Source organism: Actinoplanes teichomyceticus ATCC 31121, from assembly GCF_003711105.1.
Classification (GTDB): domain Bacteria; phylum Actinomycetota; class Actinomycetes; order Mycobacteriales; family Micromonosporaceae; genus Actinoplanes; species Actinoplanes teichomyceticus.
Genome location: NZ_CP023865.1, coordinates 7111847 through 7133176 on the forward strand (window position 1 = coordinate 7111847; position 21330 = coordinate 7133176).

Here is a 21330-nt window from a genome sequence, read left to right on the forward strand (position 1 = left end):
GTCAGTCGGGATTCGGCCGCCGCCACCGGCGAGTGGCGGCGGCCGGAAGCACGTCGGTTGACTTACTCGGCGGGGACGGCGGCCGGAGCGGCAGCGGTCGCGTCGGCGGGCTGCTCGGCCTTCTTCTCGGCGCCCTCGTAGAGGTCCCGCTCCCACTCGGGCAGCGGCTCACCGGCGGCGACGGTGCCGGCCTCCGGCTTGGCGTCGGCGTCACCGCGGTTGCGGCCGGAACGGGCGATCAGGCCGTCGGCGACCGCGGCGGCGATGACCTTGGTCAGCAGCTCGGCGGAGCGGATCGCGTCGTCGTTGCCCGGGATCGGGAAGTCGACCTCGTCCGGGTCGCAGTTGGTGTCCAGCACCGCGATGACCGGGATGCCCAGCTTGCGGGCCTCGTCGACGGCGATGTGCTCCTTCTTGGTGTCCACGACCCAGATCGCCGACGGCGTCTTGGTCATGTCCCGAAGGCCACCGAGCGTCTTGGTGAGCTTGGTCTTCTCCCGGAAGAGCTGGAGGGTCTCCTTCTTGGTGTAACCGGCGGCGGTGCCGCTCAGGTCACCCAGGGCCTCGAGCTCCTTCATCCGCTGAAGGCGCTTGTACACCGTCTGGAAGTTGGTCAGCATGCCGCCGAGCCAACGGTGGTTCACGTACGGCTGGCCGACCCGCGTCGCCTGCTCGGCGATGGCCTCCTGGGCCTGCTTCTTGGTGCCGACGAAGAGGATGTGGCCACCCTCGGCGACGGTGTCCCGGACGAAGCTGTACGCCTTCTCGATGTAGTCGAGGGTCTGGCGCAGGTCGATGATGTAGATACCGTTGCGCTCGGTGAAGATGAAGCGCTTCATCTTCGGGTTCCAGCGCCGGGTCTGGTGCCCGAAGTGGACACCGCTCTCCAGCAGCTGACGCATGGTCACGACGGCCATGGTGGTGCTCCCTGATCTTCCCTGGTTGTCACACCCACCGGCGGTGGGTGTCCTGGCGCCCGGTCGACGGCCACGGTCGGACCCGAATCAGATCGGGACCAGGGAGGGCTGTCGCCGGCGGCCGGCGCTGTGGGAACAGCACTCGGAACCGTCGGAGGGCGCGCGAGGTCGACCGCGTGGGCGGTCGCCGCCGACAAGCATACGCCAACGCGCCGGGCGCGCTTGTGGTGCCCTTTCTTCCGTCCTGCGCGCGGGTCCGGGCCGAGGCTGGTCCGGGGCGATGCCGGGCAGGGGGAGCGGGTCCCCGGCGCGGAGCGGGTCCCCGGCGCGGAGCGGGTCCCCGGCGCGGAGCAGGTCCCCGGCGCGGAGCAGGTCCCCGGCGCGGAGCAGGTCCCCGGCGCGGAGCAGGTCCCCGGCGCGGAGCGGGTCCCCGGCGCGGAGCAGGTCCCCGGCGCGGAGCAGGTCCCCGGCGCGGAGCAGGTCCCCGGCGCGGAGCAGGTCCCCGGCGCGGAGCAGGTCCCCGGCGCGGAGCAGGTCCCCGGCGCGGAGCGGGCCCCGGCGCGGAGCAGGTCCCCGGCGCGGAGCAGGTCCCCGGCGCGGAGCAGGTCCCCGGCGCGGAGCAGGTCCCCGGCGCGGAGCAGGTCCCCGGCGCGGAGCAGGTCCCCGGCGCGGAGCAGGTCCCCGGCGCGGAGCGGGCCCCCGGGCGGCGCGGGTCGCCGGCGCGGAGCGGGCCCCCGGGCGGCGCGGGTCGCCGCGCGGCGCGGGTCGGTTCGGGGCGGCAGGTCCGGGGGCCGGGCCGGAGCAGCGGCGGACCGGGTGGAACCGGGCGTTTCAGGCGACGGCCAGGCCCGCTGCCACGAGCAGGACCAGACCCGCCGGCAGATACGCCAGCGGCGGGCGCAGCCAGGCCTCCCGGCTGACCGGGGCGTTGCCGTCGGCGGCGAACAGGCCGAACCCGGTCAGCGCCAGCCCCAGGGCGAGCAGGACCGCCGGCACGATGCCGCGGGCGGTGGCGTCGGCGGCGAAGGTCACCGTGGCGAGCAACCGCAGCGCCGGGAGGAACAGGACGAGCATCGCTACCGCCAGGATCACCGAAGAGACCGGAGGGCGGGTCCGGTAGACCCCCTCGGCCGGGCGCTCCGGGCCGACCGGGGGCACCAGGGCGGTCGGCCGGGCGGCCGGAGCCGCCGGTTCGGGCCGGGGTGACGGCTGGATCGCCGGATACTCCGGGCCGCGGATCGGGATACGGCCTGATTCGTACGCCCCGCGCGGCTCCGGCGCGGCGACGCGTTGGTCGGGCAGCCGAACGCCGCCGGTGTCGTAGGCGGTGGCCGGGCGCTGCTCGGGCAGCCGAACGCCGCCGGTGTCGTACGGGCTCTTGGCCGGGGCGGGCGCGGGGGCGGCGTGCGCGCCGGAGGACTCCGGGTCACGCGGATAGCGGGGTGGATCGGTGTACCGGCTTCCGGAGTACCAGCTCGGGCCGGACTCGTCGGCGTAACGATGCTCCACGGATTCGCACCGTAGGCGAGCCTGGCCGTTCCGGCCACAGTTGAGGGCATATCACAACCGGACGTGGACCGTACGAAAATCCACAGTGACGCTGCGTCCACAGCATGATTCACAGCGAGTGACCCGGCCTGCCACGGTCCGGCGGCATGACGACTCAGCGACGGGCGGTCGGGGCGTACGGCGAGCGACTCGCCGCCCGGCATCTGACGGACCGCGGCCTGCAGGTGCTGGCCCGCAACTGGCGATGCGCCGACGGCGAGGTCGACCTGATCCTGCGGGACGGCGACGACGTGGTGTTCTGCGAGGTGAAGACGCGGCGGACGGCGACCTTCGGGCCGCCGGCCGCCGCGGTCGACCACCGCAAGGTACGCAAATTGCGGCAGCTCGCCGGCCGCTGGCTGGCCGAGTCCGGCACGCATGCCGGGCAGATCCGCTTCGACGTGGTGGAGGTGCTCCCCCAGCCGCGCGGAGCCGCCCGGGTCGTGCACCTGCGGGCGGCGTTCTGATGAGCTACGCCCGGGTGCTCTGCGTCGGCCTGGTCGGGGTGACCGGCCGGCTGGTCGAGGTGGAGGCGGACCTCTCCGCCGGCCTGCCCGCCGTGGTGCTGACCGGCCTGCCGGACACCGCCCTGCACGAGGCACGCGACCGGGTCCGCGCCGCGGTGGTCAACAGCGGCCGGGACTGGCCGAACCGCCGGATCACGGTGAACCTGCTGCCGGCCGCCCTGCCCAAGCACGGCAGCGGTTTCGATCTGGCGATCGCCGCGGCGCTCCTGGCCGGCGCCGGCGATCTGCCCGCCGCGCCGTTGCAGGGCGTGGTGCTGCTCGGCGAGCTCGGCCTGGACGGCACGGTCCGCGGGGTGCGCGGCGTGCTGCCGATGGTGGCGGCCGCGGCGCGGGCCGGGATCACCCGGGTGATCGTGCCGCTGGCCAACGCCCGGGAGGCGACCGTGGTGCCCGGTGTGACGGTACGCGCCGTCGACTCGCTACGCCGCCTGGTCGACTTCGTCCACGGCGGCGACCGGCTGCTCGATCCGCCGCCCGAGTCGCCGCCCGCGCCGCTCTCCGGCCCCGACCTGGCCGACGTCGCCGGCCAGCCGCTCGGCCGGTACGCCCTGGAGATCGCCGCCGCGGGTGGCCACCATCTGGCCCTGTTCGGGCCACCGGGCGCGGGCAAGACGATGCTCGCCGAGCGCCTCCCGTCGATCCTGCCGGAGCTCGGCGACGACGCGGCGCTGGAGGTGACCGCGCTGCAGTCGATCGCCGGGGTGCTGCCCCCGGGCAGTGGGCTGACCCGGCGGCCGCCGTTCCAGGCGCCGCACCACAGCTCCAGCACGGCCGCCCTGATCGGCGGCGGCAGCGGGCTGGTCCGGCCGGGCGCTCTCTCGCTGGCCCACCGGGGCGTGCTGTTCCTGGACGAGGCCCCGGAGATAGCCCGGGCCACGCTGCAGGCGTTGCGCCAGCCGCTGGAGAGCGGGCGGGTGGTGCTCGCCCGGGCGCGGGGCACGACCGAGTACCCGGCGCGGGTCCAGCTGGTGCTGGCGGCCAACCCGTGCCCGTGCGCGTCGACAGCCGGCGACCAGCACTGCGCCTGCAGCCCCCTGGTGCGGCGTCGCTACCTGGGCCGGCTGTCCGGGCCGCTGCTGGACCGCATCGACATCCGGATCGACCTGCTGCCGCTGCGGGCCGCGCAGCTGATGACCGCCGAGGCGCCGGCCGAGTCGTCCGCGCTGGTGGCCGAGCGGGTGGCCCGGGCCCGGTCGGCGGCCGCGCGCCGGTGGGCGGCGGACGGCTGGCGGGTCAACGCCGAGGTACCCGGGCCGCACTTGCGGCGGCCGCCGTGGTTGCTGCCGGGGCGCGACACCGCGGTGCTGCGGGACGCGCTCGACCGGGGGACGGTCTCGGCACGCGGCTTCGACCGGGTGCTCCGGCTGTCCTGGACGATCGCCGATCTGGACGGGCGGGACCGGCCGGGTGAGGCGGACGTGGCCGAGGCGCTGCAGTTGCGGACCGGGGAGACCGGATCCGCGGCGGCGCGGCCGGTGAGCCGCTCGCGGGCCGCGTCGCGCCGCTCGTCCAGCGCCGGCGGCGTCCCGCGATCACCGGCCCGCGACGGCTCGGCCGCCCCGGGCTCTCCGGCCGCTCCCGGACCGGTGGCGCCGTGCTGACCGGGCCGGGCAGTCACGCCGACCGGGTGGCCCGGGTCGCGCTCACCTGGCTCGCCGAGCCGGGCCACCGGGCGGTCTGGACGCTGGTCCAGCAGGCCGGCGCCCCGGCCACCCTGGACCGGCTGCTACGCGGCGACATCCCGAGCGGTGCTCTGCGAGCCGCGGTGACCGCCCGCTCCGCGGCCGGCGACGCCCGGCGGATGGCGGAGATCGCGCTGCGCCGGGCCGACCGGATCGGCGCCCGCCTGGTGGTGCCCGCGGACGCGGAGTGGCCGGCCCGGGTCGACGCGCTCGCCACCCTGGAGCTCGACAGCGGTGGGCGGGTCAACCGGGACACCCGGCCGCCGCTCTGCTTCTGGGTGCGCGGCGAGCCGCCGCTGGGCGCGACCCTGGAACGGTCGGTGGCGATCGTCGGCGCGCGGGCGGCGACCGGTTACGGCGTGCACGTGACCAGCGATCTGGCGTACGGGCTGGTGGAGCGGGGCTGGACGGTGGTGTCGGGCGGGGCGTTCGGCATCGACGCGGCGGCCCATCACGGGGCGCTCGCCGGGGGCGGGACGACCGTGGCGGTGCTCGCCTGCGGGGTGGACCGGCCGTACCCGGCGGGCAACTCGACGATGTTCACCCGGATCGCCGAGCGCGGCCTGCTGATCAGCGAATGGCCGCCGGGCGCCGAACCGCTGCGGCACCGTTTCCTGATCCGCAACCGGGTGATCGCGGCGGCGACCGCGGGCACCGTCGTGGTCGAGGCCGCGGCGCGCAGCGGGGCGACCCAGACGATGAGCCGGGTGCTGGCCCTGGACCGGCCGGCGATGGTGGTACCCGGACCGGTCACGTCCGCGATGTCGGTCGGCTGTCACGAGTTGCTGCGGAGCCACCCGCCGGCGCGGCTGGTCACCTCGGCCGCCGACGTGCTGGAGGAGGTGGGCCGGATCGGTGAGTACCTGGAGCCCGCGCCACGGGGGCCCGAACGGGTCCGGGACCGGCTGGACGAGGAGTCCGCGCTGATCCTGGAGGCGGTCCCGCGCCGGGGCGCGGTGACACCGGAGGAGCTGGCGGCGGAGGCGCGGCTGGACCTGCGTACGGTGCTGCGCCGGCTGTCCCTGCTGGAAGCCGCCGGCCTGGTGGTTCGGACCGGGTCCGGGATCACGTTGGCGCCTCGCGGGAGGCCGGCCGACTGAGGTCAGCCACCCGATCGGTGGAAAGATCCCACGCCCGGGGCGGCGATGCGCCGTCGCGCTCACCCACCGCGGACAGCGGCACGATCCGTCGCCGCGTCCGGCGCCGGCCGGCCGGGCACCGCCGGCCGGCCGCAACCCCGGCGTACGCCGCCCGGCGCGCCGGTGGCCGGGCACCGCGTCGCGGCCGGTGAGGGCGCGCCGTCCCGGACCGCCCGGGGCTGCTCCGGTCCGCGCTCATACCGACCTCAGCCCCGAGGCCCCGTCCCGGACCGGCGAGGCGCCGCCGGAACCCCACAGGGCTGCTCCGGTCCGCGCTCATACCGACCTCAGCCCCGAGGCCCCGTCCCGGACCGGCGAGGCGCCGCCGGAACCCCACAGGGCTGCTCCGGTCCGCGCTCATACCGACCTCAGCCCCGAGGCGCCGTCCCGGACCGCACGGGCTGCTCAATCCTCGGATTCGTCCAGGTCACGACGGTGAACCTTCATCCACGCCTCGACGTCCTCGGTCAGCCACACCTTGCCCTGCGCCAGGTCGGCGACCGGCTTGGGAAAGTCCGCGCGGCTGGTGATCTGGTACGCCCGCTGGCGGCTGACACCACCCAGGCGGATGCGGATCTCGTGTGCGCCCATGAGGCGGATCGGCTTCACTCCCACACGATCGACCGTAGGCGTGAGACTATTAGGCGCTCAGCACCTTGGCAGGAGACATCTAGTCGTTCGCGTTCTAGAATCGCCGCATGTCTAGATGTCGCGTGACTACTGACCCGGTGCCGGTTTCGCCTAGTCATCGCCGCGACTGGCGAACCCTGTGGCGTCGATGCCGGTGCGGGTTGCCGGCCCCGTGCGTCGATCGGCTGGTTCCACAAACGGCCATGCCGTACCCGGCACGGGGCTCTGCCCCGGTGCGGCAACCGGCGCCCGCGCAACACGACAACTCCATGCCGGAGCCGCAAAAGCCCCGCCCGGCCACGCCACCCAGGCCGGCAAACGCCCGGCCCGACCGGGCGGAGCGGCCGGGGCAGCGCGTGGCAGCGCCCTCCCCGCACCCCCGGCACGCGGAGCGGAATGCGGGACGCGCCGGGAACCTGACGCCCGGGCAGCGAAGCCGTGCCGGTTGCAACGACCCGTTCAAGAACCACTCGCACCGGCGCCGTGATCACCACTGACCACCGGCCGAAGGGGCGCGCCATCCGGACGGAACGACCTGTTCGGGGAACGCCGTCGCGCGATGAGCACGGGATCGCGCCCGCGCGACGGCCCGGGCCGGATTGCGGGGAAGTCGTTGACCAGGGCCGGATTTCGGGGGGACTGTTGACCACCACACAAGAGACCGAACACCTGCACCACCGGCCGGACTGGAACTGCCACGTCTGCGGCTCGCCATGGCCATGCCCCATCGCCCGATCACGGCTGCTGCACGAGTACCGCGCCTTGCCGTCGATGCTGCGGATCTACCTGTCCGCGCAGATGTACGAGGCGCTCGAAGACATCATCGCCGGCGGCGCCACCCCACCGATCAACCTGTACGAACGGTTTCTCGGCTGGGCCCAGCAGAGCCACCCATGACGCCGATGACGACGCATCGGCATTGCCCGGCCCTGTCGGGCCGGGCAATGCCGGGCCGGCGTCGCGCTTCCACACGAGCTGGATCCCGCACCCGGCGCCGGCACGCGTTGAGCACAGCCCGGCGAGACGGGCGACGGCCGCGCCCACCAATCCCTCGACCCGCATGGCGAAACGGGCGGCAGGCGCGCCCCAGTCCCTCGACCCGCATGGCGAAGACGGCGACGGTCGCGCCCAGCAATCCCTCGACCCGCATGGCGAAACGGACGGCAGCCGGGTCCAGCAGTCTCTCGATCCGCGTGGCGAAACGGGCGACGGCCGCGCCCAGCAGTCTTCGACCAGCCTGGCAAAGCCGCCGCCCGCCCCACCGCCCGGGTCCGGCTCGGCCTTCCCGGTGCGACACCGCCATCATAGTGATATAGGTCTGTAGGTACAACGGGACGGAGCATCGTGATCACGTAAAATAGTGGCCATGATCGATCATTCGGCGGACCGGGCGGTCTTTCGGCAGTTGGCTGACCTGCTGCGGGATCGCATCAAGTCCGGCGAGCTGGGTCCCGGTGAGCCGCTGCCCAGCGAGCTGCGCCTGGTTCAGGACTACGGGATCAGCAGGACCACGGTGCGGCAGGCGATCGGGCAGCTGCGGACCGAGGGACTGGTCACGGTGGACCGACCACGGGGGACGTTCGTCCGGGTGCCGGAGCCGGTGCAGGTGATTCCGCTGGCCCGCGGCGAACGCGTCGGCGCCCGGATGCCGACCGACGCCGAGCGCCGGAAGCACCGTCTCGGCGAAGGCGTGCCGGTGCTGGTGGTGACCGCCGCGGACGGCGCCGAGACCGTGCACCCGGCCGACCGGGTTCAGCTCACCCGCCCCTGAGCAGCGGCGCGGCACCCCCAGCCGGCGCGGCTGAACCGATCCGACCGTTCCGAGCGCGGCCCGGCGAGCCGGGTGGCCTCTCTGGGCGGGTGGGCCCGTGGGTGACCGACGCGCTGCTGGTGGTCGAGCAGTTCGAGGAGCTGTTCACGCGCGGCGGCACGCTGAGCCATGCGGTCGCGGCGGGGCGTCGCGGGTGACGATGTCGATGCGCCCGGCGGGGCTGGCTCGACCCCGCGGCTTCGCACGGCGTCCCCCGGAACAACGGCTCCCACCGCGCGGCCTCGCACCGCGCCCCGGAACAACGACTCCCACCGCGCGGCCTCGCACCGCGCCTCCCGGAAACAGCGGCTCCGCCACGGCTCGCCGGGCGTGCCAGCAGCAGCCGGCCGGAGGGGTTCACGGCACACTGGACGCCGTGGACGCGTATCGGCGAGGGTCGCGGCGGAAGGGTTCGCGGGAGCTGCACGAGACGCTGCCGTTCGGGCTGCGCGAGGCGGCGGACCGGTTCGGGCACCATCTGGCGGTGGTGGAGGGGCGATCCCGGCACACCGTCCGGGCCTATCTGGGCGATGTCGTCTCGTTGCTCGCGCACGCGGCCGACCTGGGCTGCGCGACCGTCGAGGACCTGGACATCACGGTGCTGCGCGGGTGGCTCGCGGCACGGCTCGGCGAGGGCGCCGCGCGTACGTCGCAAGCGCGCCGCGCCGCGGCGGCCCGGACCTTCACCGGGTGGGCGCACCGGATCGGTCTCGCCACCGGCGATCCGGGCACCGGACTGGCCAGCCCGCGCGCCCACCGCGCCCTTCCCCACGTGCTGCGCGCCGATCAGGCCGCCGCCCTGGTCACCGCCCCCGGGGGCGAACCCGCCTCGCCCCGCCCCCGGGACATCCCCGCCGGCGCGACGGACAACAGCCCGGCGGCGGATCCGACCGTCGCGGGCGCCGGTGCAACGAACCCGGCGAGCGTGAGCGGAACCCGCGACGACCCGCATGGCAGCGACACCAGACCATCCGCCGCGAACACGCGACGAAACCCGGACAACAGCAGCGCGACATCAGCCGACACGAACACCCACCGAAACCCCGACACCGCCAGCACGACACCAACCGACACGAACACCCGCCGAAACCCCGACATCACCAGCACGACACCAACCGACCCGGGGTCCGACGCCGACAGCACCGGAGCAGACCGGGTCGGCGCGGCATCGCTGGACGCGGCGGCGGACCGGGATGCCGCCACGGCGGCAGGCCGCACGGGCCGGGCGGCGGACCACGTCGTCGCCCTCCGGGACCGGGCGGTGCTGGAGCTGCTCTACGCCACCGGGATCCGGGTCAGTGAGCTCTGTGACCTCGATCAGGCCGACGTCGACCATGCCCGGCAGGTGGTCCGGGTCTTCGGCAAGGGCGGCAAGGAGCGCGCCGTCCCCTACGGCCATCCGGCCCGTGACGCCCTCGCGGCCTGGCTCCGGCTCGGCCGCCCGGCGGTGATCGCACAGGCCGCCGTGCACCGGGACGGCGACGAGGACGAGGACGGAGACGGGGACGGAGACGGGGGCGGGCACGGGCACGGGCACGGGCACGGGCACGAAACCACATGGGGAGGCGAACCCGCGCCCGGCGGGCGAATCAGGGCCCGGGGCCGCGCGGTGAAGGGTGGGCGGGCCACGGCCCGGGGCGGCACGGTGAAGGGCGGCGCCAAACCGGACCGCGACGCGCTCTTTCTCGGGATCAAGGGCGGTCGCCTGCAACCCACCGTCGTCCGGCGGATCGTCGCCGCCGCGGCCCGGGCCGCCGGGCTGCCCCACACGAAGCCGCACGATCTGCGGCACTCCGCCGCCACGCACCTGCTGGACGGCGGCGCCGACCTGCGCGCCGTTCAGGAGTTGCTGGGCCACAGCTCGCTCTCCAGCACCCAGATCTACACCCATGTGTCGACCGAGCGGCTGCGGGCGGCTTTCGAACAGGCCCATCCACGAGCCTGAACACGTACGATCGGAAACATGAGCGCCGAAGATCCACCCCAGCCCATCCCCGGCGCCCGGCTGCTGTTCTCGCTGGACCCGGCGGTGTCCTATCTCAACCACGGGTCGTTCGGCGCGCTGCCGATCAGCGTGCAGCGCGTCCAGCAGCGGCTGCGCGACGAGATGGACGCGAACCCGATGCGGTTCTTCGGGGACGGCCTGCGGGACCGGGTGGTCCACACCCGACGGCACCTGGCCGCGTTGATCGGCGCGGACCCGGAGGGCTGCGCGCTGACCGTGAACACCACCTCCGCGGTCAGCCTGGTGCTGCAGTCCGCCGGGCTGGGCCGCGACGACGAGGTGCTGCTCACCGATCATACGTACGGCGCGGTCACGATGGCGGTGCGCCGCGAGTGCCGGCGCACCGGCGCGACGGCGCGGACCGTCGCGCTGCCGATGGGCGCCCCGGCCGGGGAGATCGTCTCCCGGGTCCGCGCGGCGCTGCGCCCGGGCCGCACCCGCCTGCTGATCGTCGACCAGGTGACCTCGGCCACCGCCACCCTGCTCCCGGTGCGGGAGATCGCCGCCGCGGCCCGCGCGCTGGGCATCCCGGTGCTGGTCGACGCGGCCCACGTGCCCGGGATGCTGCCGGTCGACGTGGCGGCGATCGGCGCGGATTTCTGGGTGGGCAACCTGCACAAGTGGGCGTGGGCGCCGCGGGGCACGGCGTTGCTGGCGGTGTCCCGGCCGTGGCGCCGGCGGATCGATCCGCTGGTCGTGTCGTGGGAGCACGACGAGGGCTTCCCGGTGTCGGTCGAGTTGCAGGGGACGATGGATTACACCCCGTGGCTGGCGGCGCCGGCCGGGGTCCACGCGATGCGCACGGTCGGGCTGGAGGTGATCCGCGAGCACAACGCGGCGCTGGCGGCGTACGGCCAACGGGTGGTCGGCGAAGCCCTCGGCCTGGCGCCGGCCGACCTGCCGGACCCCGGCGGGCACGGGGTCTCGATGCGGATCGTGCCGTTGCCGGCCGGGCTGGCCACCACCTATCCGGAGGCGCGGGCGCTGCGCCAGCACATCGCCGACAAGCTCGGCACGGAGGTCGCGGTGAACGCCTGGGGCGGCCGTGGTCTGCTCCGATTGAGCGCGCAGATCTACAACCGGCCGCAGGAGTACGACCATCTGGCCGCTCACCTGCCCGCCCTGCTCGCCGAGTTCGCGGGCTGAAGCGGGAGCAGCCGCACCCGCCCGAGCCCGAGCAGGGTGAGCGGGTCCAGATAGTCCGCGCCGCGGCGCACCCCCCAGTGCAGGCAGGCGGCGGCCGGGCAGCCGGGGTGCCCCGGGTCGAGCGTCCCGAGCGGCTCCCCCGCCGTCACCGTCTCGCCGACCGTGACGGCCGGGTGGACCGGCTCATAGGTGGTGCGCAGGCCACCGGCGTGCGCCACGCTGATCACGCCACGCCCGGCCAGCACCCGGGCGAAGAGCACCGTCCCGGGTGCGGCGGCGCGCACGGTGGCGCCGGGTGTCCCGCCGAGGTCGACGCCGCGGTGCCCGGGCAGCCACGGCTGCGGCGGCGCCTCGAACCGCCGGGTGACCTCCGGTGGCGCCAGCGGCCACTGGTACGGCGTCGGGAGCAGAGCGAACAGGACCCACCACAACGACATGCGGGCGAGCCTGCCTGTTCGGCGGCCCGCCCGTGACCCACCCTGTGGGCAACCGCCCGGTGTGGAGAACCGCTATCCGCCGAAGCCGGCGTCATCCGGCAGCGAGATGTCCGGTTTTTCCAGCTCTTCGACGTTCACATCCTTGAACGTCATCACCCGCACGTTCTTGACGAAACGGGCCGGACGGTACATGTCCCAGACCCAGGCGTCGTGCATCTCCACCTCGAAATACACCTCGCCGTCGGAGTTGCGCACGTGCAGGTCCACCTGGTTGGCCAGGTAGAACCGGCGCTCGGTCTCCACCACGTAGGAGAACTGGCGGACGATGTCGCGGTACTCCCGGTAGAGCTGCAGCTCCATCTCGGTCTCGTACTTCTCGAGATCCTCTGCGCTCATCGTGTCTCGCCCTCCATGGCCTCATCTTCCCCCACCGACGGCGACGGCTGAGGCTGCTCGCCCGACGCCACGCCGACGGTACCCTCAGCCGCGCGCGGAAGCAGCAGCGGCTCGGTAACGGATGCGTCGAACAACGACGGCACCGCTTCCGCCGGGCGCGTGACCGGGCGTCGCGCCCGGGGCGGCACGTTGCCCCGGCCCGAGGCGGCGGCCACGTTCACATATGAGAACCGGTGCTCGGCGCAGGGCCCGTGCCGGAGAAGCGCGGCGCTGTGCTCGTCCGTTACATAACCTTTATGTACGGCGAAGCCGTACTGCGGGAACTTCTCGTCGAGTTCCACCATCAGCCGGTCCCGGGTGACCTTCGCGAGCACGCTGGCCGCCGCGACGCAGGCCGCCACCCGGTCGCCCTTCCACACCGCGAGACCGGGCACGCCCAGCCCGTCCACCGGGAAGCCGTCGGTCAGCACGTACTCCGGGTGGACCGCCAGGGAGGCCAGCGCGCGCCGCATCGCCGACAGGTTGCACACGTGCAGGCCGCGGGCGTCCACCTCGGCCGGCGGGACGATCACCACGGACCAGGCCAGCGCGCGGGCCAAAACCTCGTCGTACACCCGCTCGCGGGCCGCAGCGGTGAGCAGTTTCGAGTCGGCCAGTCCGGGCACCTCGCCGCGCTTGCCGGCGGGCAGCACCGCCGCGGCCGCGACCAGCGGCCCGGCGCAGGCGCCGCGGCCGGCCTCGTCGGCGCCGGCGACCTGCTGGAAACCGCGGCGCTGCAGCGCCTGTTCCAGGGCGTAGAGTCCGGCTTCCCGGCGGACCACGGTGCGGGGCGGCGCCAGCATCAGAGATCCCCTCCCGGTACGCCCGCGACCTGCTGCGCGCGCAACAGCTCAGCCAGATCGGCCGGGTAGATCAGCTCGTCGCTCGCCTCGATCTCGGCCGCCGACCACCACCGGTGCTCGGTGATGGTGAGCCGCTCCTCGGCGTCCATCCCGGCCGTGTCGACCTGCCAGTCGGCCACCCGGAGCAGGAAGAAGTCCTGGGTCTGGACGTAGTCGCGGCCGTTGTAGGAGAACGCGGTCTGCTCGTGCCGGATCGGCTCGCCCAGCTCGGCGGGGGTCACCCGCAGCCCGGTCTCCTCGAACAGCTCCCGGGCGGCCGCCTGGACCGTGCTCTCGCCCGGCTCCAGTCCACCGCCGGGGGTGAACCACCAGCGCAGCCCGGGCCGGGCCGGATCACCGCCGTGCAGCAGCAGCGCGCGCCCGGCCAGATCGACCAGGAGCACCCGCCCGGCACGGCGGGCGATGGTGGACTGGGTCGAGTCGGTCACCGGACAAGCGTATGCGCCCGGGGTGGATCTTTCGAGCCGCCCTCGGGCGCGAACCCGGTCACCGGCCGGAGGCGTTCGGAATGTCGTCGTAGGTGTCCGGCACGGTCAGCCAGGTGGCCCGGCCCACCGGCCAGAAGATGGTGAACGCCCGGCCCACCACCGAATCGATGGTGATCGTCGCATCGCGCATCTTGCCGGCCTCGTCGGTCGCCGAGCTCTGCTCGTAGTGCTCCAGCGAGTCCCCGGACTCCTCCCGGTGGTCGCCCATCACCCAGAGCCGCCCGGCCGGCACGGTGATGTCGAACTTCTCGTCCGCCACCTCGTTGCGCCGGCCGTTGGCGTCGGTGTAGATGTACGGCTCGTCCAGCGCGTGCCCGTTGATCATCAGCCGGTTCTGGTCGTCGCAGCACACCACCCGGTCGCCCGGGGTGCCGATGACCCGCTTGATGAAGTCCTCGCCCTCCGCGCCGGTCTGCCAGTCGGCCGGGGCCTTGAAGACGATGATCTCGCCACGTTTCGGGTCCCGGAAGTCGTAGACGAGCTTGTTGACGAGCACCCGGTCCCACACGTTCAGGGTGTGTTCCATGGACGGCGACGGGATGTAGAAGGTCTGCAGCACAAACGCGCGCACCAGGACGGCGACCAGGATCGCCACGCCCAGCAGAATGGGAAGCTCGCGCCAGAACGACCCGCGGCGCTTTTCGGTCTGCTCGTCAATCACGCTCGGAGCCTACGTCGTCGGGCGGCGAACGACATGCCGGAACGCGCGGACAACGCCGCAGTCAGCAGCAACGGGAACAGATTGGCCGCCACGTGCGGGTCCTGCCGGGGCTGCGGCGGCGCCGGCCCCGCGGCGGCCGTCGGATGCTCCACGGCGAACCGCTTCCAGACGTCCGGGACGTCGAGGGCCTTGAATCGGTCGCTGGGCCAGACCACCACGAACGCCCGCCCGATCACGTTCTCGATCGGCACCGGGCCCTGGCATCGCGCGTCCTGGGAGACCGCGCGGTGGTCGCCCATCACGAACATCTGCCCGGCCGGGACGGTGATCTCGGCGAATCTGCGGCTGGTGCACTGGCCGGCGATCGGCGGCTGGCTCAGGTCGGAGTTGTAGCCGTCGGCGATGTACTCCTCGTCGATGGAGACGCCGTTCACGGTGATCCGGCCCTGGGCATCGCAGCAGGCGACCTTGTCACCCGGAAGGCCGATCACCCGTTTGATGAAGTCGCGCTCCCCGGGCCGGCTCACCCCGACCAGGTCGCCGATGGTGCGGCCGAGTTTCGCCATGAACGTGTTGCTGACCGCCTCGCTCACCTCGGGCGCCCAGTTGTCGGTGCCCCGGAACACCACGATCTCGCCGCGCAGCGGGTCGCGCATGTCGTAGACGACCTTGTTGACCAGCACGCGGTCCTTGAGCTCCAGGGTCGTCTGCATCGACCCGGACGGGATGTAGAACGCCTGGACCAGGAAGGTTCTGATCAGCACCGCCAGGCAGAACGCCACCACCAGCAGCAGCGGCAGCTCCTGCCAGAGCGGCATCTCCTTGCGCCGCATCACCGACCGCCGCCGGGCCGGACGATAGCCTTCCATCGGATCCACGCTTCGCATCTCCTGACGCCTACCGGCCGAACCGCCCCCGGATACAGCACTCCCCCGGATACAGCACTACCGCCCGAGTTTCCCGGCTAGGGAAAGTTACGAGCGGTAGGACTGGAATGGTTCATCATCCGGCACAGGCGCAAGCTTAATGCGCTTGCGCCTGTCATCGCCGGAGCGGAGAGGCTCAGACGGTCTGCTTCTCCCGCAGCTCCTTGATCTTGGCCTTCTTGCCCCGGAGCTCACGCAGGTAGTAGAGCTTCGCGCGGCGGACGTCACCACGGGTGACGACCTCGATCTTGTCGATCGCCGGGCTGTTGAACGGGTAGGTCCGCTCCACGCCGACGCCGAAGCTGATCTTGCGGATCTTGAAGGTCTCCCGCAGGCCGGCGCCCTGGCGCGCGATCACGACGCCCTGGAAGACCTGGACACGGGAGCGGTTACCCTCGACGACCCGGGCGTACACCTTGAGGGTGTCACCGGCCCGGAAGTCCGGGAGGTCGGTGCGCTGCGACTGGGCGTCGAGCTCGTCCAGCGTGTTCATCGCTGCATCCTCGTAGTACTCAAGCGCACCGGGAGTTCGGTGACGCGATGGGTGATTCTGACCCCCCGACCCCCGGTTCAGCAGGAGCACAGCAGAGGGTCCTCGTCCCGTCCCCACGGCGCGGGGCCGAGACGGCAACCTCCCTACTTTGCCACACCGGGTGGCGGGAGCTCCAATCCGGCCTCGGCCAGCGCCTTGCGATCCTTGGCGTCGAGGTTCTCCGGGGGGTAGGCGGCGAACAGGTCCGGCCGCCGGGCCGCCGTCCGCAGCAGGCTCTCGGTACGGCGCCAGCGGGCGATCCGCCCGTGGTCGCCCGACCGCAGCACGTCCGGCACCGCGCGGTCCCGCCAGGACGCCGGCTTGGTGTAGACCGGGGCCTCCAGCAGGCCGGCCGCGTGCGACTCCTCGGTCAGCGAGTCGGCGTTGCCGAGCACGCCGGGCAGCAGCCGGGTGATCGCCTCCATGATCACGATGACCGCGACCTCACCACCGAACAGCACGTAGTCGCCGAGCGAGACCTCCCGCACCGGCATCCGGTCCGCGGCGTCGTCGATCACCCGCTGGTCGATGCCCTCGTACCGGCCGCAGGCGAAGACCAGGTGCTCACACGCGGCCAGCTCGTACGCGTCCGCCTGGGTGAACGGCCGGCCCACCGGGGACGGCACGACCAGTGTCGCGCCGGGGGCCGCCACCGCGTCCAGGGCCTCGCCCCACGGCTCGGGGCGCATCACCATGCCGGGGCCGCCGCCGTACGGGCTGTCGTCCACGGTGCGGTGCACGTCATGGGTCCAGGTGCGCAGGTCGTGCACCGCCAGCTGCAGGACACCCGTCGTCCGCGCCTTGCCGATCAGCGAGAGTTCGAGCGGGGCGAAGTAGTCCGGGAAGATCGAGATGATGTCGACCTTCACAGGTCCAGCAGTCCTTCGGGGAGATCGACCAGGATGCGGCCACCGGCGAGGTCCACGGTCGGGACGATCGCGGCGACGAACGGGATCAGCGCGGTCCCGCCGCCCGCTTTCGCCAGCACGATCAGGTCCGAGGCGGGGGCGTGCTCGATCCGCTGGACGGTGCCGTGCTCGACCCCGTCGAGCGACTCCACCCGCAGGCCGATCAGCTGGTGGTCGTGGAACTCGTCCGGGTCCTCCGGCGGGGCCAGCTCGGCGCTGTCCACCTGCAGGTACACACCGCGCAGCGCCTCGGCGAGGTTACGGTCGTAGATGCCCTCGAAGAGCGCGATGCCGCGGCCCTGATGCCAGCGGATGTGCTCGAGGGTGAGGTGTTGCGGGATCTCGAACTTGACGCCCGGGGCGGACGCGGCCGCCGGGCCGGCGCTCACCCGGCGGTCCCGGGGGACCTCCGTGGTGAACACCGACCCGGTGGTGAAGCGTTCCTCGGGCTCGTCGGTCCGCACGACCACCGAGACCTCGCCCCGGATGCCGTGCGGTTTACCGATCTGGCCGACGACGAGCAACATCGGTCAGTACGCGTCGACGATGTCGACGCGGATGCCGCGCCCACCGATCGACCCGATCACCTGACGCAGCGCCTTGGCCGTACGCCCGCCGCGCCCGATGACCGTTCCCAGGTCCTCGGGGTGCACGCGGACCTCGAGCCGCTTGCCGCGGCGCGAGTCGACCAGACGGACCCGGACGTCGTCCGGGTTGTCGACGATGCCCTTGACGAGGTGCTCCAGCGCCGGCCGGAGCGCCCCGTCAGCTCGCGTCGGCGCCGGCACCGGCCGGGTCCTCTGCCGTCTCGGCCACGGCCTCGCGGTTCGGCTCCGCCGGGTCGGCCGGCTTGGTGTCGGTCGGGCGAGCCTCGGCGACCTCCGGAGCGGCGGCCTTCTTGCCGGACTTGGCGGTGGTCGCCGGCTTGGTGTCGGCGAGACCCGCGGCAGCCTTGGCCTCGGCCTCGTACACCTCGGTCTTGCTCTGCTTGCTCGGCGCGACCAGCAGCGGCGCCGGGGCCGGCAGGCCCTTGAACTTCTGCCAGTCGCCGGTCTTCTCCAGGATGCGCTGCACCGGCTCGCTCGGCTGAGCGCCGACGGACAGCCAGTACTGCACCCGGTCGGACTTGACCTCGATCACCGAGGGGTGTTCCTTCGGCTGGTAGATGCCGATGTACTCGATGGCGCGGCCGTCGCGCTTGGTGCGCGAGTCGGCGACGACGATGCGGTACTGCGGGTTGCGGATCTTGCCCATCCGCAGGAGCCGGATCTTAACGGCCACGGTTTATTCGCTCCTGATGACTGCGTGGGTGAGCCGACCGGAACCCACGTGGGGATGCGGGACCGATGCCTCGTGGACTGGCTGTGTGTGAGGGGTTAGAGGGCGCCTCACGACATGCCGGATACCAACGAGTCATTCTGCCAGACGGCAGGCCGGGAAGCCCAATCGGGTGTCAACGTGCCCCCGGCCGATTCCAGCCGTCCGGCATCGTCACCGGGACCGGCCACGACGGGTCCGGCCGGAAGTCGGTCCAGGTGCCGTCGAACGGGAACTCGCCGGCCTCGATCCGCCGGATCACCCGACGGCCCTCGGCCCACACCGCGTCCGGGTCCGGCACCCAGTAGTGCTGCGGGACGGCGAGCCGCTCGGCGAACTCGTCCTCGTCCTTCCAGCGCCACGTGCGGTCCGGCGCGACCACCACGTCCAGGTCCTGGTCCATCACGTCGACCCCGGCCACCGCGCCGTCGTCCCAGCGGATCGCGTGCTGCTCCAGGTTGACGTACCAGCCGGCGAAACCGCCCTCCGGGGTGCGGAAGAACCAGACCGAGTGGTCGGCCCCGGGCGGGAAGAACTTCAGGATGCCCGGGCCGGACCAGGTGGCCACGATCCGCTTGCGCGGCACCACCGACCACTCGGCGAACGGCATGTCGCGCACCCCCCGGCCGTCCACCGCGACGTCGACCACCACGGCGGAACCGCGGGCCAGCCAGAGCAGCAGCCCGCGGTCGTCGTCCGAGATCACCCGGCAGGGCCGGACGTTGACCAGCCGGTCGGCGGAGAAGTTGCGGTAGAGGACCGACCGGCCTTCGGCGAACCGCACGTCAGTACGAGCGGCCCAGGTAGGCGACCAGGCCCGGCTCCTCGTCCGACTCCGGCATGCTGCCGTCCGCACGGGTCAGGCAGCGGACCGTGACGGCCTTGCCGTTCGCCTCCTTCTCGCCGGCCTCGCCGACCGCCGACCACGGCACCCGCGCCCAGCCGGTCTGCGCCGCCTCGATCGCCTCACCGAGGGTCTTCACCTCGACGGTGCGCTCGTCGCGGAACGCCAGCGCGTCGTCGAAGAGCCGCTGCTGGTCCGCCTTCAGCGCGGCGACCACCGCGTTCGCCACCTCGGCCAGCGCGACCGGCGACTTCGAGCCGTCCACCCGGCGGGCCACCACGGCGTTGCCGTTGGCCAGGTCGCGGGGGCCGACCTCGACACGGATCGGGATGCCCTGCAGCTCGGCGTCCACGGCACGGCGGCCGAACGGGATGTCGGCACGGTCGTCGAGCCGCACCCGTACGCCGGCGCTCTTGAGCTCGTCGCGCAGCCGCGCGGCGGCCTCCGCGACGCCCTCGCCCGCCTTGACCACCATGATCTGCACCTGGACCGGCGCCAGCCGCGGCGGCAGCCGCAGGCCGTTGTCGTCACCGTGCACCATGATCAGACCGCCCAGCATCCGGGTCGAGGTGCCCCACGACGTGGTCCAGGCGTGCTCGACGGTGCGGTCGGCCGACGAGTACGTGATGTCGAACGCCTTGGCGAAGTTCTGCCCGAGCTCGTGCGAGGTGCCCATCTGCAGCGCCTTGCCGTCGCCCATCATGGCCTCGACGGTCATCGTGTTGGTGGCGCCGGCGAACCGCTCGCCCCGGGTCTTGCGGCCGGGGATCACCGGGATCGCCAGCATCTCCTCCATGAACGCCTGGTAGACGTTCTTGTGGATGTCGCGGGCGTGCTCGCGGGCGTCCTGCTCGGTGGCGTGCGCGGTGTGTCCCTCCTGCCAGAGGAACTCGGTGGTCCGCAGGAAGGTCCGCGGGCGCAGCTCCCAGCGCACCACGTTGGCCCACTGGTTGAGCAGCAGCGGCAGGTCACGGTACGAGTCGACCCACTTGGCCATGAACTCGCCGATCACGGTCTCGCTGGTGGGGCGCACCACCAGCGGCTCGGCGAGCTCCTTGCCCCCGGCGTGGGTGACCACGGCCAGCTCCGGCGAGAAGCCCTCCACGTGGTCGGCCTCGCGGCGCAGGTAGTTCTCCGGGATGAAGAGCGGGAAGTACGCGTTCTGAACGCCCTGCTCCTTGATCCGGGCGTCCATGTCGGCCTGCATGCGCTCCCAGATGGCGTAGCCGACCGGCCGGATCACCATCGTGCCGCGCACCGGGCCGTTGTCGGCGAGCTGCGCCTTGGCGATGAGGTCCTGATACCAGCGGGGGAAGTCCTCCGCACGGGGAGTGAGCACGCGAGCCATGAGCACGCATCCTAGTCGCGCTCGGCACCCGACCGGCCGGGTGGGCATCGGTTCTCCCCCGCCGGCGCGGCGGCGGTCACCTGATGACGGCGCCCCGCAGCACGATGCGGCGCGGGGCCCGCACCACGCGCAGGTCGGCGCGCGGGTCGGCGTCGTAGACGACCAGGTCGGCCAGCCCGCCCTCGACCAGGCCGGGGAAGCCCAGCCAGTCGCGCGCCCGCCACGACGCGGCGGCCAGCACGTCGGCCGCCGGGATGCCGGCCTCGTGCAGGTAGAGCATCTCCTCGGCGGCCAGCCCGTGCCGGATGCCGCCGCCCGCGTCGGTGCCCACGTAGATCGGGACGCCGGCCTCCCACGCGGCCACCACCACCTCGGGGAACCTGTCCCGCAGGGCGATCATGTGGTCGGCGTACCCGGCGAACTTCTCCCGGGCCTGATCGGCGATCTTGCCGAACGTCCGGATATTGATCATCGTGGGCACCAGGGCGGTGCCCCGCCGGGCCATCTCGTCGATCAGTTCCAGCGACAGGCCGGTGCCGTGCTCCACCGAGTCCACCCCGGCCCGGACCATGATCTCCACGCCCTCCTCGGAGAACGTGTGCACCGCGGCCCGCGCGCCGGCCGCGTGCGCGGCCTCCACCGCCGCCGCCATGGTCGCCGGGTCCCAGCTCGGCGCGAGGTCGCCGGCCTCCCGGTCGATCCAGTCGCCGACCAGTTTCACCCAGCCGGTGCCGGCCCTGGCCTGCGCGGTCACCGTGGCGGCGACCTCCTCGGCGGCCACCTCGAGGCCGATGTCCCGCAGGTACCGGCGCGGGGCCGCGACGTGACGCCCGGCGCGGACCAGGCGGGGCACGCCCGGCTCGTCGTCGAGTTCCGGGTACGGGTACGGCGAACCGGCGTCCCGCAGCGCCAGCACCCCGGCGTCCCGGTCGATGTGTGCCAGCTCGCGTGCCTGGTCGAGGCTCTCGATCGGCCGCGCGCCGTACGCGATGCCGAGGTGGCAGTGCGCGTCGACCAGCCCCGGCACGATCCAGCCGCCGTCGCTGATCGTCTCGGCATCGGCCACCGGTTCGAAGGTGACCCGGTCGCCGACGAGCCAGATGTCCCGGATCTCGCCGTCCGGCAGGACGGTCCCACGCACATGCAACACCATGGCACAGTCCTACC

The 21330-nt window shown here is 73.2% G+C and carries 23 protein-coding genes and 2 pseudogenes; 8 read left to right on the forward strand and 17 right to left on the reverse strand.

Features of this window, described 5'->3' with window-relative positions; all coding sequences use genetic code 11:
* Positions 1-62: 62 nt before the first annotated feature.
* Together rpsB and ACTEI_RS31135 are read right to left on the reverse strand one after the other, a co-directional pair.
* Positions 63-917: a 30S ribosomal protein S2 gene (gene rpsB / locus ACTEI_RS31130; protein ID WP_122980906.1), complete on the reverse strand. Its 855-nt coding sequence runs from the start codon at positions 915-917 to the stop codon at positions 63-65.
* Between the two features lie 831 nt (positions 918-1748).
* Positions 1749-2426 (reverse strand): hypothetical protein, encoded by a 678-nt coding sequence (locus ACTEI_RS31135; RefSeq protein ID WP_122980907.1) that lies wholly within the window; start codon positions 2424-2426, stop codon positions 1749-1751.
* A 146-nt stretch (positions 2427-2572) separates the two neighbouring features.
* Between ACTEI_RS31135 and ACTEI_RS31140 the strand changes: the two genes are divergently transcribed.
* The 3 genes and pseudogenes from ACTEI_RS31140 to dprA all read left to right on the forward strand — a co-directional run bounded on the left by ACTEI_RS31140 (position 2573) and on the right by dprA (position 5774).
* On the forward strand, positions 2573-2932 hold the full coding sequence (locus tag ACTEI_RS31140; protein ID WP_122980908.1) for a YraN family protein: 360 nt from the start codon (positions 2573-2575) through the stop codon (positions 2930-2932).
* Positions 2932-4443: pseudogene (locus tag ACTEI_RS31145) on the forward strand (YifB family Mg chelatase-like AAA ATPase); the annotation flags it as partial. The gene ACTEI_RS31140 and the pseudogene ACTEI_RS31145, both read left to right, overlap by 1 nt.
* 146 nt (positions 4444-4589) lie before the next feature.
* Positions 4590-5774, forward strand: a complete 1185-nt coding sequence (dprA, locus tag ACTEI_RS31150) for a DNA-processing protein DprA (protein WP_122982521.1) — start codon at positions 4590-4592, stop codon at positions 5772-5774.
* Between the two features lie 444 nt (positions 5775-6218).
* On the opposite strand, the gene ACTEI_RS31155 is transcribed toward dprA, so the two are convergent.
* Positions 6219-6404, reverse strand: a complete 186-nt coding sequence (locus ACTEI_RS31155) for an AlpA family phage regulatory protein (RefSeq protein ID WP_052164533.1) — start codon at positions 6402-6404, stop codon at positions 6219-6221.
* 681 nt (positions 6405-7085) lie between these two features.
* Here ACTEI_RS31155 and ACTEI_RS31160 point away from each other — a divergent pair.
* From ACTEI_RS31160 to ACTEI_RS31180, 5 genes and pseudogenes are all read left to right on the forward strand, one after another.
* Positions 7086-7340 (forward strand): hypothetical protein, encoded by a 255-nt coding sequence (locus ACTEI_RS31160; protein ID WP_164466197.1) that lies wholly within the window; start codon positions 7086-7088, stop codon positions 7338-7340.
* Between the two features lie 469 nt (positions 7341-7809).
* Positions 7810-8214 carry a winged helix-turn-helix domain-containing protein gene (locus tag ACTEI_RS31165; RefSeq protein WP_122980910.1) on the forward strand — a complete coding sequence of 135 codons (405 nt, stop codon included), beginning with the start codon at positions 7810-7812 and terminating at the stop codon, positions 8212-8214.
* Positions 8215-8419: 205 nt separating this feature from the next.
* Positions 8420-8896, forward strand: a pseudogene (locus ACTEI_RS38765) (site-specific integrase); the annotation flags it as partial.
* Positions 8897-9178: 282 nt separating this feature from the next.
* Positions 9179-10198, forward strand: coding sequence for a tyrosine-type recombinase/integrase (locus tag ACTEI_RS38770; protein WP_262384574.1), 1020 nt, complete (start codon positions 9179-9181; stop codon positions 10196-10198).
* Between the two features lie 18 nt (positions 10199-10216).
* Positions 10217-11404 carry an aminotransferase class V-fold PLP-dependent enzyme gene (locus tag ACTEI_RS31180; protein WP_122980911.1) on the forward strand — a complete coding sequence of 396 codons (1188 nt, stop codon included), beginning with the start codon at positions 10217-10219 and terminating at the stop codon, positions 11402-11404.
* Here the strand turns inward: ACTEI_RS31180 and ACTEI_RS31185 are convergent.
* From ACTEI_RS31185 to ACTEI_RS31250, 14 genes are all read right to left on the reverse strand, one after another.
* Positions 11368-11841, reverse strand: coding sequence for a M23 family metallopeptidase (locus ACTEI_RS31185; protein WP_122980912.1), 474 nt, complete (start codon positions 11839-11841; stop codon positions 11368-11370). The two genes, ACTEI_RS31180 and ACTEI_RS31185, sit on opposite strands and share 37 nt — an antisense overlap.
* 72 nt (positions 11842-11913) lie before the next feature.
* Positions 11914-12237, reverse strand: a complete 324-nt coding sequence (locus ACTEI_RS31190; RefSeq protein ID WP_014447123.1) for a DUF2469 domain-containing protein — start codon at positions 12235-12237, stop codon at positions 11914-11916.
* Positions 12234-13079, reverse strand: coding sequence for a ribonuclease HII (locus tag ACTEI_RS31195; protein WP_122980913.1), 846 nt, complete (start codon positions 13077-13079; stop codon positions 12234-12236). Before ACTEI_RS31195 ends, ACTEI_RS31190 begins: the two co-directional genes overlap by 4 nt.
* The gene (locus ACTEI_RS31200) at positions 13079-13567 is read right to left on the reverse strand and encodes an NUDIX hydrolase (protein WP_239082110.1); all 489 of its coding nucleotides are present in this window, start codon (positions 13565-13567) and stop codon (positions 13079-13081) included. The genes ACTEI_RS31195 and ACTEI_RS31200 overlap by 1 nt, the downstream gene beginning before the upstream one ends.
* 58 nt (positions 13568-13625) lie before the next feature.
* Positions 13626-14288, reverse strand: a complete 663-nt coding sequence (lepB, locus tag ACTEI_RS31205) for a signal peptidase I (RefSeq protein WP_122980914.1) — start codon at positions 14286-14288, stop codon at positions 13626-13628.
* Positions 14285-15175 (reverse strand): signal peptidase I, encoded by an 891-nt coding sequence (lepB, locus tag ACTEI_RS31210; RefSeq protein WP_122980915.1) that lies wholly within the window; start codon positions 15173-15175, stop codon positions 14285-14287. The genes lepB (ACTEI_RS31205) and lepB (ACTEI_RS31210) overlap by 4 nt, the downstream gene beginning before the upstream one ends.
* Positions 15176-15350: 175 nt before the next feature.
* A complete protein-coding gene (gene rplS, locus ACTEI_RS31215; protein ID WP_122980916.1) occupies positions 15351-15707 on the reverse strand; it encodes a 50S ribosomal protein L19 in 357 nt (118 codons plus the stop codon).
* Positions 15708-15850: 143 nt separating this feature from the next.
* The gene (gene trmD, locus ACTEI_RS31220; protein ID WP_122980917.1) at positions 15851-16615 is read right to left on the reverse strand and encodes a tRNA (guanosine(37)-N1)-methyltransferase TrmD; all 765 of its coding nucleotides are present in this window, start codon (positions 16613-16615) and stop codon (positions 15851-15853) included.
* Positions 16612-17181: a ribosome maturation factor RimM gene (rimM, locus tag ACTEI_RS31225; protein ID WP_122980918.1), complete on the reverse strand. Its 570-nt coding sequence runs from the start codon at positions 17179-17181 to the stop codon at positions 16612-16614. Before rimM ends, trmD begins: the two co-directional genes overlap by 4 nt.
* Positions 17182-17184: 3 nt before the next feature.
* Positions 17185-17442 (reverse strand): RNA-binding protein, encoded by a 258-nt coding sequence (locus ACTEI_RS31230; protein ID WP_014447131.1) that lies wholly within the window; start codon positions 17440-17442, stop codon positions 17185-17187.
* Positions 17420-17935 (reverse strand): 30S ribosomal protein S16, encoded by a 516-nt coding sequence (gene rpsP / locus ACTEI_RS31235; protein ID WP_122980919.1) that lies wholly within the window; start codon positions 17933-17935, stop codon positions 17420-17422. Before rpsP ends, ACTEI_RS31230 begins: the two co-directional genes overlap by 23 nt.
* Positions 17936-18107: 172 nt before the next feature.
* Entirely contained in the window at positions 18108-18755 is a 648-nt protein-coding gene (locus ACTEI_RS31240; protein WP_122980920.1) for a ribonuclease FAU-1 family protein, read from the reverse strand.
* Between the two features lies 1 nt (position 18756).
* Positions 18757-20163 (reverse strand): proline--tRNA ligase, encoded by a 1407-nt coding sequence (gene proS, locus ACTEI_RS31245; protein ID WP_122980921.1) that lies wholly within the window; start codon positions 20161-20163, stop codon positions 18757-18759.
* Positions 20164-20239: 76 nt separating this feature from the next.
* Positions 20240-21316 carry an amidohydrolase family protein gene (locus tag ACTEI_RS31250; RefSeq protein WP_122980922.1) on the reverse strand — a complete coding sequence of 359 codons (1077 nt, stop codon included), beginning with the start codon at positions 21314-21316 and terminating at the stop codon, positions 20240-20242.
* Between the last annotated feature and the right edge of the window lie 14 nt (positions 21317-21330).